This is a genomic window from Paracidovorax anthurii, assembly GCF_003269065.1.
In the GTDB taxonomy this organism is placed as follows: domain Bacteria; phylum Pseudomonadota; class Gammaproteobacteria; order Burkholderiales; family Burkholderiaceae_C; genus Paracidovorax; species Paracidovorax anthurii.
On the sequence record NZ_QLTA01000028.1, the window covers coordinates 18,527 to 33,196 of the forward strand.

Sequence of the window (14,670 nt, forward strand, 5' to 3'; positions counted from 1 at the left end):
CAGACCGAACCCACGGCAGTGCCCGAGAAGAAGGCCGAGGTGCATGCCGAGTCCGACAGCAAGGTGCCCGCTGACGAGTCAGGCCCGAAGTCTCCGACCGATATCGCAACGGATTCCAAGGCCAAACCGGGCGATGACGAGAAGAAGCTCGACAACGGCCAGGGCCCCCATCAGGCCGAAGCTGCCACGCAGGCCGACGCTGCCACGCAGGATGCGATCAAGACCCAGGAACAGCAGATGGCCAACCAGAACGCGTTGACCGAAGCCACCATGCGTTCCCAGATGATGGCGGCGATCAACGACTTCCTGACGAAGAGCTACGAAAGCGTCGCGAAGTGGATCGCGAAGCTGGCCAAATCGGTCGCGGACCTGGTGAACTGACACCCGTGCGGGCTCGGGCAGGCTGCCGCCGAGGCCCGCCGGCCAGGACCCGCGCTTGCGCGGCGCGTGAGTTGCTGTTTGCTATTAAAAGTAGAGCAAACAATGCAGCAGATATGGCGACATGGAGCCCAAAACCTTCCTGAAATACCCATGCGGCGGGTTTTGGGGCCCCTGGCCGACAGACGGGGCCGGGGCGGCGCTCCATCATCGCCCGGATGAAAACCGAAAAACAGAAGATGCTGGCCGGTGAGCCCTACCATGTCGCAGACCCTGAACTGCAGGCCGGCATGGACGCCGCGCGCCGCTGGCTGGCCCGCTACAACGACGGCATGGCGCATGCGGCGCTGGGCGCGGCCGCCCGCCACCGCCTGCTGGCCGAAGGGTTGGGCTCGGTGGGCGGGGGCGCGGTGGTGCGGCCCCCGTTCCACTGCGACTACGGCTTCAACATCCACCTGGGCACCGGCGTGTTCCTCAACTTCAACTGCGTGATCCTGGACGTGGTGGAGGTGCGCATCGGCGAGGGCACGCAGATCGGCCCGGGCGTGCAGATCCTTGCGGCCGACCACCCGCGCGATGCGGCGCAGCGCGCCACGGGCGTGGAGTTCGGCCGGCCGGTGCGCATCGGGCGCGACGTGTGGATCGGCGGCGGGGCCATCGTGCTGCCCGGGGTGGCGGTGGGCGACGGCGCGCTGATCGGAGCGGGCAGCGTGGTCACGCGTGATGTGCCGGCCGGCGCCACGGTGGCGGGCAATCCGGCCCGCGTGCTGCGCCCGGGGCAATGAGCGCGCCGGTACGATTGCTATTCAAAGCATAGCAAACTATCCAGTAAAACCGGCGACATCCGGCCTCCGGCACCTGGAAGGCGCTCACTCCGTGCCGCTGTCCTCCGTCTCGCCCAGGAAGCCGCCGCTCTGGTGGGCCCAGAGCCGCGCGTACACACCGCCCTGCGCCAGCAACTGCGCGTGGGTGCCTTCCTCCACGATGCGGCCGGCATCGAGCACGATGAGCCGGTCCATGGCGGCGATGGTGGAGAGCCGGTGCGCGATGGCGATCACGGTCTTGCCGCGCATGAGCGTGTCCAGGCTCTGCTGGATGGCGGCCTCCACCTCGGAGTCGAGCGCGCTCGTGGCCTCGTCCAGCAGCAGGATGGGGGCGTCCTTGAGCATCACGCGGGCGATGGCCACGCGCTGGCGCTGGCCGCCCGAGAGCTTCACGCCGCGCTCGCCCACCTGGGCCTCGTAGCCGCTGCGGCCCTGCAGGTCGGTGAGCTGGTCGATGAAGTCCGAGGCCTCCGCGCGCTCGGCGGCCGCGCGCATCTCGGCCTCGGTGGCGTCGGGGCGGCCGTAGAGGATGTTGTCGCGCATGGAGCGGTGCAGCAGCGAGGTGTCCTGCGTGACCATGCCGATGGCCTGGCGCAGGCTGTCCTGCGTGACGTGGGCGATGTCCTGCCCGCTGATCAGCACCCGGCCCGACTGCACGTCGTGGAAGCGCAGCAGCAGGTTGACCAGCGTGGACTTGCCCGCGCCCGAGCGGCCGATGAGGCCGATGCGCTCGCCCGGGCGGATCGTCAGGTGCAGGTCGTCGATCACCGGCCTGCCGGGCTGGTAGCCGAAGGTCACGCCCTCGAAGCGCACCTCGCCCTGCGCCACGGCGAGGGGCCGGGCGTCGGGGGCGTCCACCACGGCGCGGGGCCGGGTGAGGGTGTTGATGCCGTCCTGGATGGTGCCCACGCTCTCGAACAGCGTGGTCACCTCCCACATCACCCAGTGCGCGTGGCCCGAGACGCGCAGCGCCATGGCGGTGACGGCGGCCACCGCGCCCGCGCCCACCTGGCCCAGCGACCACAGCCACAGCGCCATGCCGCAGGCGCCGAGGATCATCGCCACGACGAGGACGTGGTTCACGATCTCGAAGGCGCTGACGAGCCGCATCTGCGCATAGCCCGTGAGCTTGAAGGCATCCATGGCCGCGCGGGCGAACTCGGCCTCGCGCCGCGTGTGCGAGAACAGCTTGACGGTGGCGATGTTGGTGTAGGCGTCGGTGATGCGCCCGGTCATCACGGCGCGCGCGTCGGCCTGCGCCTTGCTCACCTTGCCCAGGCGGGGCACGAAGTACCAGCAGGTGGCCGCGTAGCACAGCGCCCAGGCCAGGAAAGGCAGCAGCAGCCGGGCGTCGAACCCCGCCGCGAGCACCAGGATGGTGACGAGATACACGCCCATGCCGATCACCACGTCGGTGGTGGTGAAGAGCATGTCGCGCACGGCGAGCGCGGTCTGCATGACCTTGGTGGTGATGCGGCCGGCGAATTCGTCCGCGTAGAAGGCCATGCTCTGCCCCAGCATCAGGCGGTGGAAGTTCCAGCGCAGCCGCAGCGGGAAGTTGATGGCCAGCACCTGGTGCTTGACGCTGGTCTGCAGCAGCACGATCACGACGCTGCCGGCCATCATCGCGAGGATCAGCGCCAGCGTGCCGCGCCGCTCGGCCCAGAGCGCCGTGGGCGAGACCTGCGTGAGCCAGTCCACCACGTGCCCGAGCACGGAAAAGAGCAGGGCCTCGTACACGGCGATGGCGGCCGAGAGCCCGGCCATGGCCAGCACGTGGCCGCGCAGGCCGCGCGTGCAGGCCCAGACGAAGGCCAGGAAGCCCGTGGGCGGCAGGACGGGCTCGATGGCGGGATAGGGGGGAATGCGTTTTTCGAAGAACTGGAACACGGGCGGGCTCACTCCGGGGGTCAACCCGCAATGGTAGGCCGGCGGCGTGTCAGGAGGGGGCGAGGGGCCTTTGCTCCCCCGGGCGGGGACGGGCGAAATCCGCGGCCGATGGCACGCCTCCCTAGAATCGGCGCGGCCTGCCGGGCCCCCGCGCCCGTTTCTTACTCATCCCCCCGCGACGAAAGGACCCCCCGCAATGCTCACACTGGCCCATCCGTGGTGGACATGGGGCGTGATCGCCGCCGCGATGGCGGCGGTCATCGTGCGGCCGGGGCGGGTGCCCGAGGCCGTCTGGGCCGTGGCCGGCGCGCTGGTGCTGGCGGGCTTCGGGCTGCTGCCCTGGGGCGAGGCCTGGAAGGGGGTGCTGCGCGGGCACGACGTCTACCTGTTCCTCGCGGGGATGATGCTGCTGTCGGAGATGGCCCGGCGCGAGGGCGTGTTCGACTGGCTCGCGGTGCAGGCGGCGCGCCGCGCGCGGGGTTCCGGCACGCGGCTCTTCGCCTGGGTGTTCGGCGTGGGCACGCTGGTCACCGCCACGCTCTCCAACGACGCCACCGCCGTGGTCCTCACGCCGGCGGTGTTCGCCGTGGCGCGCGCGGTGGGGGCCTCGCCGCTGCCCTATCTGCTGATCTGCGCGTTCGTCGCGAACGCGGCCAGCTTCGTGCTGCCGATCTCCAACCCGGCCAACCTCGTGCTCTGGGGCGGCGGCCAGATGCCCTCGCTGCCGCACTGGCTGGCGCTCTTCGGCCTGCCGTCGGTGGCGGCCATCGGCATGACCTATGCCGTGCTGCGCTGGCGGGTGCGCCGCGAGATCGCGCGGCCGGTGGCGGTAGAGGTGCCCGCGCGGCCGCTGGGCGCCGGGGGGCGCCTCGCGGCGGCGGGGCTGGCGGTGTCGGCCGCCATCCTCGTGGCCTGCGCCTGGTGGCGCGTGCCGCTGGGCGCGCCCACGCTGGGCGCCGCGCTGTTCACGCTGGTGCTGCTGCGCGCCGGCTGCGGCCATGCCGTGCTGCCGGTGCTGCGGTCCGTGTCCTGGGGCGTGCTGCCGCTGGTGGCGGGGCTGTTCGTGTTCGTGCAGGCCCTGGAGGCCACCGGCGTGGTCGGCCAGCTGGCGCGGCTGCTGGGCCAGGCGGCCGCGGCGGCGCCGCTCGCGGTTGCGCCCGGCCTGGGGGCGGTGCTGGGCTTCGGCGCCAATCTGGTCAACAACCTGCCCGCCGGGCTGCTGGCCGGCGCGGCGCTCGATGCCGCCCAGGCGGCGGAGCCGCTGCGGGCCGCTGCGCTCATCGGGATCGACCTGGGGCCGAACCTCTCCATCACGGGCTCGCTGGCCACGCTGCTGTGGCTGTCGGCCCTGCGCCGCGAGGGCCTGGAGGTGAGCGCCTGGCAGTTCATCCGCCACGGCGCCTGGGTGATGCCGCCGGCGCTGCTGGCGGCCCTGGCCACGCTGCAGGGCATGTCGATGCTGGTGGCGCGCCCGTAGAGCGTAAACACGTTCTCCAGGGTCCACGGATAGCGGTTTCCAGGGTGGGGCAGGGCCTGCGCGGCCGCAGGCGCCAGGGCCGCCGGCCCGAAAGGCTGCAGTGGCCGCAGGCAAAGGCTATCGATGATGCTTTTGTGATTGTTACAAAATTCCACATTTGCGTTTCCTGACCCGAAACCGGCGCTGGTTACCGCTATCCTCCACCGCTTTGCTTGCCCGGCCGCCGCCGGTCTCCTCCCATGCCTTCCCTCTCCGTCCCGCGCTCGCCTTCATGGCTCTGGTGGCCGGGCGTGGCCATGGCTGCGGTGGGGCTGGCCGCCAGCGGGTACCTCTGGCACTGGCAGAAGGCCTCGGTGGACCGCATCGCGCACGAACGCTTCACGCGCGAGGCCGCATCGGCCACGGCGGCGCTGGAGACGCGCATCGGCAGCTACGCGGGCCTGCTGACCGGGCTGCGGGGCCTGTTCCTGGCCAATCCCCGGCTGGGCCGCGCCGAGTTCGAGAACGCGCTGCGCGAGCTGCGGCTGGGCCAGCAGTACGCGGGCATCGCCAACCTCGCTTTCACCCGTTACGTGACCCATGCCGAGAAGGCCGCCTTCGAGGAGCGCGTGCGCGCCGACACCTCGCTGCAGCCCGAGGGGTTCCCCCGGTTCACGATCCGCCCGCGCGGGGACCGGCCCGACTACTACGTGGCCGACTACATCTGGCCCCGCTCGGGCAACGAGGAACTGATGGGGCTGGACATGGGGGCCCTGGAGGCCACCATGGAGTCGGTGCGCTACAGCCGCGACAGCGGCAACATCCTGGCCTCGGCGCCGTATGCGCAGACGCCGCAGTCCGGCTTCAGCCTGCGCGTGCCGGTGTTCATCGACGGCGCCGACGCGGGGCGCCGCTACATCGGCTCGGTGGCGGCCTCCATCCGCTTCCCCGACCTCATCCGCGCCCTGCGGGACGAGGGCCACCTGGCGGGCCTCGCGCTCGGGGTGATGGACCTCGGCTCGGTGCGCGGGGTCTCGCCCGCCGAAGAGCGCACCTTGCTGGAATTTCCCGCGTCACAGGCCAGCCCGGGCGCCCGGCGCTACGAGCGCGATCTGGTGGTGTACGACCGCCGCTGGCGGCTCGCGTTCGTGCCCGAGGCCTCGTTCCTCTCGCCCGCCGAACAGTGCCTGCCGCTGATGACGGGCCTGGCCGGCGCGCTTGCGACGGGGCTGCTGGCGTTGCTGGCCCTGGCATGGCGCCGCCGGAATGCCCGGGGGATGGCCGCCGCGAACGCGGGCGAGGAGCGGTTCCGCGCGCTATTCGACCAGGCCGCCGTGGGCGTGGCGCAGGTCGATGGGGCCACCGGGCGCTTCGTGCGGGCCAACACCCGGTTCTGCGAGCTGCTGGGCCATGCGCCGCACGAGATCGAACGGCTCACCGTGAGAGACGTCACCGTGGAAGACGACATGGCGCGGAGCCAGGTGCTGATCGACCGCCTGGTCGCGGGCGAGATCCCCGAGTTCCGGCTGGAGAAGCGCTACCGCCACAAGAGCGGCGCCACCGTGTGGGCCGACCTCGCCGTGTCGCAGATGCGCGGCCCGGGCGTGCCGTCCGGCCACCACATCGCCGTGGTGCAGGACATCACCGCGCGCAAGCGCATGGAAGAGGCGCAGCAGGGCAGCGAGGCGCGCCTGCGGCACATCCTCTACCGCCTGCCGGTGGGCGTTTGCCTCGTGCGGCCGGATGGCACCCTGAGCTTTCGCAACGAGCGCTTCGAGCAGATCTGCGGCTACGGCCCGCAGGACACGCCCACGGTGGCCGACTTCTGGCGCCTCGCGCTGCCGGCCGAATCCGAGCGCGTGCAGGCCATCGCCGAATGGCAGGCGGCCTGCCAGTCGGCCCGCGCCGGCGACGGCACCATCCCCCCGCGCGAGCACACCCTCACCTGCCGCGACGGCGTGGTCCGCACCGTGGACATGGCCGGCGTGCTGCTGGAGGGGGAATGCCTCATCACGCTGGTGGACCTGAGCCAGCACAAGGCCGCCGAGGAAGAGATCCACTACCTGGCCTACTACGACCCGCTCACGCAGCTGCCCAACCGCCGGCTGCTGGTGGACCGCCTGCAGCAGACGGTGGCCGCCAGCAAGCGGCGCGGCCGCTGCGGCGCGGTGCTGATGCTGGACCTGGACAACTTCAAGACGCTCAACGAGACCCAGGGCCACGAGCGCGGCGACCTGCTGCTGCGCCAGGTGGCGCAGCGGCTGCGCGGCTGCGTGCAGCCCGAGGACACGGTGGCGCGCCACGGCGGCGACGAGTTCGTGGTGGTGCTGGAAGACCTGGGGCAGAGCCCGCAGGGCGCGGCCGCGCGGGCCGAGGAGCTGGGCCAGAAGATCCTGGCCGCCATGCGCCAGCCCTTCCTGATCGAAGGCGAGCCGCGCCACACCACGGTCAGCATGGGCGTGACGGTGTTCCAGGGCCAGCGCGAAACGGTGGACGAGCTGCTGCAGCGCTCCGACCTCGCGATGTACCAGGCCAAGGCCGGCGGGCGCAACGCGCTGCAGTTCTACGACCCGCAGATGCAGGCCTCGGTGGCGGCGCGCGCGGCGCTCGAATCGGACCTGCGCGAGGGCCTCGCGCGCGGCGAGTTCGAGCTGTTCTACCAGCCGCAGGTGGACCACGGCCGCATCACCGGCGCGGAGGCGCTGCTGCGCTGGCGCCATCCCGTGCGCGGCTTCGTGTCGCCCGCGGACTTCGTGCCGCTGGCCGAGGAAACCGGCCTCATCCTGCCCCTGGGCGAGTGGGTGCTGCGCGCCGCCTGCGAGCGGCTCGCGCAGTGGGCGAAGCAGCCGGCGCTCTCGCAGATCGGGCTGTCGGTCAATGTCAGCGCCCGGCAGTTCCACCAGGGTGGCTTCGTGGGGCAGGTGCTCGCGGCGCTGGCCAGCAGCGGCGCAGAGGGCCGCCAGCTCAAGCTGGAGATGACCGAGAGCATGCTGCTGCAGGACCTGGAGGACACCATCGCCAAGATGCAGCAGCTGCGCGCCTATGGCGTCGGATTCTCGCTGGACGACTTCGGCACGGGGTACTCGTCGCTCGCCTACCTCAAGCGCCTGCCGCTGGACGAACTCAAGATCGACCAGAGCTTCGTGCGCGACGTGTTGACCGACCCCAACGACGCCTCCATCGCCCGCACCATCGTCGCGCTGGGCACGAGCCTGGGCCTGCGCGTGATCGCCGAGGGCGTGGAAACCGAGGCGCAGCGGGTGTTCCTGGAGCGCAACCGCTGCAACGCGTGGCAGGGCTACCTGCTGAGCCGGCCCATCGCCGCCGATGCCTTCGAGCAGCTGGTCCTGACGCTCGCGCCGCAGGTGCCCCCCTCGGAGTCGCCTGTCACCGCGGGCGGCTCATGACCGGCTGGCGCGCGGCGCCATGGAAAACCGAGAAGAAAGCACACCCGCCCCCATGCCGGAAATCAAGACCCTCGCGCTCTACGCCGTGACCGCCCTGGCCGAGATCGTCGGCTGCTACCTGCCGTGGCTGTGGCTGCGCCAGGGCCACGGTGCGTGGCTGCTGCTGCCGGGCGCGCTCAGCCTCGCGCTCTTCGCCTGGCTGCTGACCCTGCACCCGGCAGCGGCCGGCCGCGTGTATGCCGCGTACGGCGGGGTGTACGTGGTGGTGGCCCTGGGCTGGCTCTGGGCCGTGGACGGCATCCGCCCCACCGGCTGGGACATCGCGGGCGGGGCCGTCACGCTGGCGGGGATGGCCATCATCGCCTTCGCGCCGCGCGCCGGCGCGTGAGGTGTTTGCTGCTATTTTGATAGCAGTCCATTCAACATCGACAATGACGTGAAGGCATTCCGGCCTTCATTTTTCCGCGCCGGGCTTCCCGTAAACAGGCTGCGCAGCTCGCGCTCGGATATGTCCCCGAGGATCGAGGACTCCCAGGGCGGGAGTTCGTGGTTCTCCGCGGGGTTCCAGGGGCTGGAGAGCCGATCGGTGTAGGTCGCGAGGTGGGCACCCCGTTCCGCATCCGCGTCAGCGGGCGGGGCGCGGTCCGTGGTCGTCGTGCCGGCGCGTGCGGCCCAGCCGGGGTGGTGCATGTTGAACGGCATCGACTGGATGGGGTCGCCCTGGCGCGCGAGCTGGCGCAGCGCGAAGCGCATCTCCGGCGCCTCCCCGGATTCCAGGGCCTCCCGGTAGCGGTCCCCGATGCCGGCCGGCCCCAGCCTCGGCGGATTGAAGGCATAGGCGCTCACCTGCCCGGCGGCCCCGTGCCGGCGCAGGAAGCTGGCGATGTCGGCCCCGGCGAGCGTGGCCACCACCGCGCCCAGGCTGTGCCCCACCACGGACACCGACAGCAGGCGGCCGGCATCGCGGGCCTCGGCCGCCTGCGCGGACAGCAGCGCGGCCAGGAGGAACCCGTCCGCCCGCAGGGTCCGGGCCTCGGAGCGCCAGCGCTCCTGCCAGCCCATGCCCACCGTGCCCAGCGAGGGCAGGTCCTGCCCGAGGGGATTGGCGTGGGGCAGGGACCATTGGCTGCTGAGATCGCAGAGCAGGTCCTTGCGGTCGTCCATGCGGGTGCCCGAGAACGCCAGCACCAGGGCCGTGGCCTCGGGATGCCCGCCCCGCCAGCACCGGAGCGAGGGCGTGGACCATGCCTCGTCGAACGCCAGCCCGCCCACGGCGGGAATCTCCCGGGGGTCCACCGTGTAGGCGTGGCCGGCGCACGCGCGCATGCATTCGAGCACTTCCCGGCGCATGCGGTCCAGCGACTGCGGGGCCGGGGCTCCCCGCTGGAGACGCGCCGCGCCGGCAGGCCGGGCCGGCAGATCCACGTGGACCAGCGCGCGGCCGAGGTCCACCCGTGCCGGATCGATGGGCGGCAGGCCCCGCGCGCCGGCGCGCACGACCGGAACCGGGGCCCGGGCACGCCCGGCTCCCAGCCGCAGCGCGCTTGCGGCGCCGCCCCCCGCGCGGGCGGGCAGGGGAACGCCGGGGACCAGCAGGGCGCTGCGCGGGCCCGCAGCGGGCGCCTCCCGGGCCGGGGAAGCCAGGGGGCCGGATGGACCGATGCGGGCAGACGGCTGGGTGGATGCGAGCGGGGATGGGGCCATGTCGGAAGGGTCGAGGGGGGCTGGAACCGCCCCTCTCGCCGCGCCGCGATGGCTGTCGCGGGTCTGGCGCACCCACGGGGCGGGCGGGGGAGAAGGGCACCTGGCGGGATTGCACCGCGGCGCGCCGCCTGCGCGCAGGGCCCAGGCGAAGGGCGGCCGCGCGCCGCGAAGCCCCGCGCGGTGCGCCTTTTCCCGCCGGGAGGGGGGTGGGCCACGGTATCATCCGGCGCTGCCCGCCCGGCCTGGGGCCCATGCCGCCCGGCCGGTTCCGGGCACGGGCCCCGCCGCCCTCCGCCACGCCCGCTCCCACGCCTGCCGCCCGACCCGTGCGTCTCAACTCCATCAAACTCGCCGGCTTCAAGTCGTTCGCCGAACCCACGCACTTCATGCTGCCGGGCCAGCTCGTGGGCGTGGTGGGCCCCAACGGCTGCGGCAAGTCCAACATCATGGACGCCGTACGCTGGGTGCTGGGCGAGTCCAAGGCCAGCGAGCTGCGCGGCGAGTCGATGCAGGACGTGATCTTCAACGGCACCACGCACCGCAAGCCCGCCAGCCGCTCCAGCGTGGAGCTGGTCTTCGACAACGCCGACCACCGCGCCGGCGGCCAGTGGAACCAGTACGGCGAGATCGCCGTCAAGCGCGTGCTCACGCGCGAGGGCAACAGCAGCTACTTCATCAACAACCAGCCCGTGCGCCGCCGCGACGTGCAGGACGTGTTCCTGGGCACCGGCCTGGGCCCGCGCGCCTACGCCATCATCGGCCAGGGCACCATCAGCCGCATCATCGAGTCGCGCCCGGAAGAGCTGCGCCTGTTCCTGGAGGAGGCCGCCGGCGTCTCCAAGTACAAGGAGCGCCGCCGCGAGACCGAGAACCGCCTCGCCGACACCCGCGAGAACCTCACCCGCGTGGAAGACATCCTGCGCGAGCTGAACGCCAACCTCGAACGTCTGGAAAAGCAGGCCGAGGTGGCCGCCCGCTACAACGCCCTGCAGGCCGACGCCACCCTGCGCCAGCACCAGCTCTGGTTCCTCAAGCGCGCCGATGCCGAGGCCGAGCAGGCCCGCGTGCGCACCGAGGGCCTGCAGGCCGTGAACGACCTCGAATCGCGCATGGCCGACCTGCGCCACGTGGAGGCCGACCTCGAAACCATCCGCCAGGCGCACTACGCGGCCGGCGACCAGGTCAACCAGGCCCAGGGCCGCCTCTACGAGGCCACGGCCGAGGTCGGCAAGCTGGAGGCCGAGATCCGCTACGTGGTCGAGGGCCGCCAGCGCGTGGAGCAGCGCCTGGCCCAGCTCGCCGAGCAGATCGTGCAGTGGTCCGCCCGCAAGGACGACGCCGAGGCCGAGATGGAGAACCTCGCCGGCGCCGGCGTGGACGCCGAGGAGCGCGCCGAACTGCTGGCCGCCCAGGTCGAGGAGCAGTCCCTGCAATTGCCCGACCTGGAAGAAGCCCTGCGGCAGGCCCAGCAGCGCGCCGAGGCCCAGCGCGCCTCCGTGGTGCAGGTGCAGCAGCAGATCCAGGTGCTGGCCGCCGAGCAGCGCAGCGTGCAGGAGCAGCGCCGCCAGTTCGAGGCCCGCCACGAGCGCCTGCGCGCCGACCGCAACGCGCTGGCCGCGCCCGACGAGGCCCGGCTCGCCAACCTGCGCGAGCAGCTCGCCGCCGCCGAGGAAGCCGCCGAGATGGCCGAGGCCCGGCTGGCCGAGCTGCAGGACAGCGTGCCCCAGCTCGACGAAGAGCGCCGCGCCCGCCAGCAGGCGGTGAACGCCGAGGGCGCCCGGCAGGCGGACCTGTCCGCGCGGCTCGATGCCCTCAAGGCCCTGCAGGAGAAGGTCAAGATCGACGGCAAGCTCGCGCCCTGGCTCGCCCGCCACGGGCTGGACGGGCTGCAGGGCCTCTGGAGCCGCCTGCACATCGAGCCCGGCTGGGAGAACGCGCTGGAGGCGGCGCTGCGCGAGCGCCTGGGCGCGCTGGAGGTGGGCCGGCTCGACACCGTGCGCGGCTTCCTCGGCGCGGGCGCGCAGGACGCGCCCCCGGCCCGGCTGGCGTTCTACAGCGCGCCCGCCGCCGCCGCGCCCGAGCCGGGCGCGCAGGGCGCCCCGCGCCTCGCGGACCTGCTGCGCGTGCCCGAGGCCGGCCTGCGGGCGGTGCTGGCCGACTGGCTGCACGGCTGCCAGACGGCGGCCACGCTCGACGAGGCCCTCGACCGCCGCGCGCAGCTGCGCCCGGGCGAGGCCATCTACGTGCCCGGCGGCCATGCCGTGGGCGCGCACGGCGTGAGCTTCTACGCGCAGGACTCCGAGCAGTCCGGCCTGCTGGCGCGCGCGCAGGAGATCGAGCACCTCGAAAAAGAGCTGCGCGCCCAGACCCTCATCCACGAGGAATCGCGCACGGCCCTGGTGCGCGCCGAGGCCGCCTATGCCGACGCCTCCCAGCGCCTCGTGGCCGCGCGGCGCGAGGCCGGCGAGGCCCAGGGGCGCCGCCACGAGCTGCAGGTCGAGAGCCTGCGCCTCGGCCAGCTGGCCGAGCAGGCCCGCGCGCGCGGCGAGCAGATCGGCGCCGATCTGGCCGAGGTCGAAGCCCAGCTGGGCGACCTGGAGGAGCGCGGCGCGACCGCCGAGGCCCGCTTCGAGGAGCTGGACATGCAGCTCGCCGACAGCCAGGAGCGCCACGCGCAGATGGGCGACCGCGTGATCGAGGCCGAACGCCGGCTGGCCGAATGCCGCGAGCAGCAGCGCAGCCTGGAGCGGCAGGCCCAGGAGGCCACCTTCTCCCGCCGCAGCCTGGAGGCGCGGCGCGCCGAGCTGGGCCGCGCCATCGACACCGCGCGCGCCCAGGTCACCTCGCTGGCCGACGAGCAGCAGCGCGCGCAGGACGAGATGGGGCGGCTCTCCTCCGCCGCGGCCCAGGGCGGGCTGCAGCAGGCGCTGGACCTGAAGATGGAGCGCGAGAAGGCGCTCGCCGCCCGGCGCAGCGAATACGACGACCTCACGGCCAGGCTGCGCGCCAGCGACGAGCGGCGGCTGCAGCTCGAACGCGCGCTCGACCCGCTGCGCCAGCGCATCACCGACTTCCAGCTCAAGGAGCAGGCCGCGCGCCTGGGCCTGGAGCAGTACGCCAGCCTGCTGACCGACGCGCAGGCCGACCTGGAAGCGATCGCGCGCTCCATCGAGCAGGGCGGGGTGCGCGCGGCGGGCCTGCAGGCCGAGATCGACCGGCTGCACCGCGAGATCGCAGCCCTGGGCGCGGTGAACCTCGCGGCGCTCGACGAACTCCAGCTCGCGCGCGAGCGCAAGACCTTCCTCGACGCCCAGACCGAAGACCTGACGCAGGCCATGACCACGCTGGAGGACGCGATCCGCAAGATCGACGCCGAGACGCGCACGCTGCTCTCGGGCACCTTCGAGACCGTGAACGGGCATTTCGGCCGCATGTTCCCCGAGCTGTTCGGCGGCGGCCAGGCGCGCCTCATCATGACCGGCGACGAAATCCTCGACTCCGGCGTGCAGGTCATGGCCCAGCCGCCCGGCAAGAAGAACCAGACCATCCACCTGCTCTCGGGCGGCGAGAAGGCGCTCACCGCCATCGCGCTCGTGTTCGCCATCTTCCAGCTCAATCCCGCGCCGTTCTGCCTGCTCGACGAGGTGGACGCGCCGCTGGACGACGCCAACACCGAGCGCTATGCCAAACTCGTCGCGGCCATGAGCCAGAGCACGCAGTTCCTCTTCATCAGCCACAACAAGATCGCCATGGAAATGGCCGAGCAGCTCATCGGCGTCACCATGCAGGAGCAGGGCGTCTCGCGCATCGTCGCGGTGGACATGGAGTCCGCGCTCTCGATGGCCGATGCATGATGGATGGAGCGGCGCATGATTCACAGGCACTTGTCACACCATGAGTAATTTCCAGCTCGGCCTCATCATCGCGGGCGGCGCGGTCCTGGCCGTCGTCGTCCTCTACAACGCCTGGGTCACGCACCGCAACGCGCCCAAGCGGGCCAGCCCGCAGGAGGGCCCCGAGGGCCCGGGCGATTCGCTGCTGCGCCAGGAGCCCGGCTTCGATGCGCCGCCCGGCGCCGCGCAGGCCCCCGCCGCCGGCGCCCCGGAGGCGGGCCCGCAGGACAGCCACGCCGTGGACTGGCAGGATTCGCTGCAGATGCCCGTGCCGCCCGCCGAGCGCCGTGGCGGGCTCGACCCGCTGATCGACGCGATCGCGCCCATCGTGCCCGAGCAGATCGTCTCCGGCGACGCGGCCCTGGCGGCGCTGCCGCCCACGCGCCGCGCGGGCAGCAAGCCCTTCGCCATCGAAGGCTTCAACGAGGCCGCCCAGCAGTGGGAGATGCCCGCGCCGGGCCAGCGCTACACCCACTTCCAGGCCGGCGTGCAGCTCGCCAACCGGGTGGGCGCGCTCAACGAGATCGAGTTCTCGGAGTTCGTGCTCAAGGCGCAGGGCTTCGCGGACGGCGTCAACGCCACGCCCGACTTCCCCGACATGCTGCACGAGGTGGCCCGCGCGCGCGAGCTGGACCAGTTCGCCAGCGACCACGACGCGCAGCTGGCCTTCGTGCTGCGCGCGCGCCACGCGGCCTGGAGCCCGGGCTACGTGCAGCAGAACGCGCTGCGCCTGGGCTTCACGGCCGGCGCCATGCCCGGCCGCCTCGTGCTGCCGGCGGCCGGCGCGGGCCTGCCGCCCGTGCTCACGCTGTCCTACGACACCCAGGCCGCGCTCTCCGACGACCCGGAGCAGTCGGCCATCCGCGACATCACCCTGAGCCTGGACGTGGCCCAGGTCCACCGCGCCGAGCAGCCTTTCGCGCGCCTGCGCGAGCTGGCGGCCGCGCTCGGCCAGGCCATGGACGGCGTGCTGTGCGACCAGAACGGCACGCCGCTGCCCGCCATGACCATGGACCCGATCGCGGCCGACCTGGAGCTGCTCTACGACAAGCTCGACAGCCGTGAGCTGTCGGCCGGCTCGGTGCTCGCGCGGCGCCTTTTCAGCTGACCCTTCCCCT

The 14,670-nt window shown here is 72.6% G+C and carries 9 protein-coding genes; 7 read left to right on the top strand and 2 right to left on the bottom strand.

What is annotated here, in order from left to right; translation table 11 throughout:
• Positions 1-381, top strand: a 381-nt coding sequence (locus AX018_RS14220) for a hypothetical protein (protein WP_245951557.1), incomplete at its 5' end; no start/stop codon positions are given.
• Positions 382-596: 215 nt separating this feature from the next.
• Positions 597-1,163, top strand: coding sequence for a sugar O-acetyltransferase (locus AX018_RS14225; RefSeq protein WP_111878177.1), 567 nt, complete (start codon positions 597-599; stop codon positions 1,161-1,163).
• 84 nt (positions 1,164-1,247) lie between these two features.
• Here AX018_RS14225 and AX018_RS14230 read toward each other — a convergent pair whose 3' ends face one another.
• The gene (locus AX018_RS14230) at positions 1,248-3,092 is read right to left on the bottom strand and encodes an ABC transporter ATP-binding protein (RefSeq protein WP_111878271.1); all 1,845 of its coding nucleotides are present in this window, start codon (positions 3,090-3,092) and stop codon (positions 1,248-1,250) included.
• 196 nt (positions 3,093-3,288) lie between these two features.
• Between AX018_RS14230 and AX018_RS14235 the strand changes: the two genes are divergently transcribed.
• The 3 genes from AX018_RS14235 (at position 3,289) to AX018_RS14245 (ending at position 8,343) form a co-directional block, all read left to right on the top strand.
• Positions 3,289-4,569 (top strand): arsenic transporter, encoded by a 1,281-nt coding sequence (locus tag AX018_RS14235; protein WP_111878180.1) that lies wholly within the window; start codon positions 3,289-3,291, stop codon positions 4,567-4,569.
• 239 nt (positions 4,570-4,808) lie between these two features.
• A complete protein-coding gene (locus AX018_RS14240; protein ID WP_111878183.1) occupies positions 4,809-7,955 on the top strand; it encodes a bifunctional diguanylate cyclase/phosphodiesterase in 3,147 nt (1,048 codons plus the stop codon).
• Between the two features lie 52 nt (positions 7,956-8,007).
• The gene (locus tag AX018_RS14245) at positions 8,008-8,343 is read left to right on the top strand and encodes a YnfA family protein (RefSeq protein ID WP_111878186.1); all 336 of its coding nucleotides are present in this window, start codon (positions 8,008-8,010) and stop codon (positions 8,341-8,343) included.
• A gap of 11 nt (positions 8,344-8,354) precedes the next feature.
• Here AX018_RS14245 and xopAP read toward each other — a convergent pair whose 3' ends face one another.
• Positions 8,355-9,659 (bottom strand): XopAP family type III secretion system effector, encoded by a 1,305-nt coding sequence (gene xopAP, locus AX018_RS14250; protein WP_111878189.1) that lies wholly within the window; start codon positions 9,657-9,659, stop codon positions 8,355-8,357.
• 326 nt (positions 9,660-9,985) lie between these two features.
• Between xopAP and smc the strand changes: the two genes are divergently transcribed.
• Both smc and AX018_RS14260 read left to right on the top strand, forming a co-directional pair.
• Positions 9,986-13,513 carry a chromosome segregation protein SMC gene (gene smc, locus AX018_RS14255; protein ID WP_111878191.1) on the top strand — a complete coding sequence of 1,176 codons (3,528 nt, stop codon included), beginning with the start codon at positions 9,986-9,988 and terminating at the stop codon, positions 13,511-13,513.
• 40 nt (positions 13,514-13,553) lie between these two features.
• Positions 13,554-14,660 carry a cell division protein FtsZ gene (locus AX018_RS14260; protein WP_111878194.1) on the top strand — a complete coding sequence of 369 codons (1,107 nt, stop codon included), beginning with the start codon at positions 13,554-13,556 and terminating at the stop codon, positions 14,658-14,660.
• The last annotated feature ends 10 nt before the right edge of the window (positions 14,661-14,670 follow it).

Bases quoted from the DNA above. Each gene is read 5' to 3' on its own strand.
- AX018_RS14225 (WP_111878177.1), top strand. From the start codon at position 597: ATGAAAACCGAAAAACAGAAGATGCTGGCCGGTGAGCCCTACCATGTC.
- AX018_RS14235 (WP_111878180.1), top strand. From the start codon at position 3,289: ATGCTCACACTGGCCCATCCGTGGTGGACATGGGGCGTGATCGCCGCC.
- AX018_RS14240 (WP_111878183.1), top strand. From the start codon at position 4,809: ATGCCTTCCCTCTCCGTCCCGCGCTCGCCTTCATGGCTCTGGTGGCCG.
- AX018_RS14245 (WP_111878186.1), top strand. From the start codon at position 8,008: ATGCCGGAAATCAAGACCCTCGCGCTCTACGCCGTGACCGCCCTGGCC.
- xopAP (WP_111878189.1), bottom strand. From the start codon at position 9,659: ATGGCCCCATCCCCGCTCGCATCCACCCAGCCGTCTGCCCGCATCGGT.
- AX018_RS14260 (WP_111878194.1), top strand. From the start codon at position 13,554: ATGAGTAATTTCCAGCTCGGCCTCATCATCGCGGGCGGCGCGGTCCTG.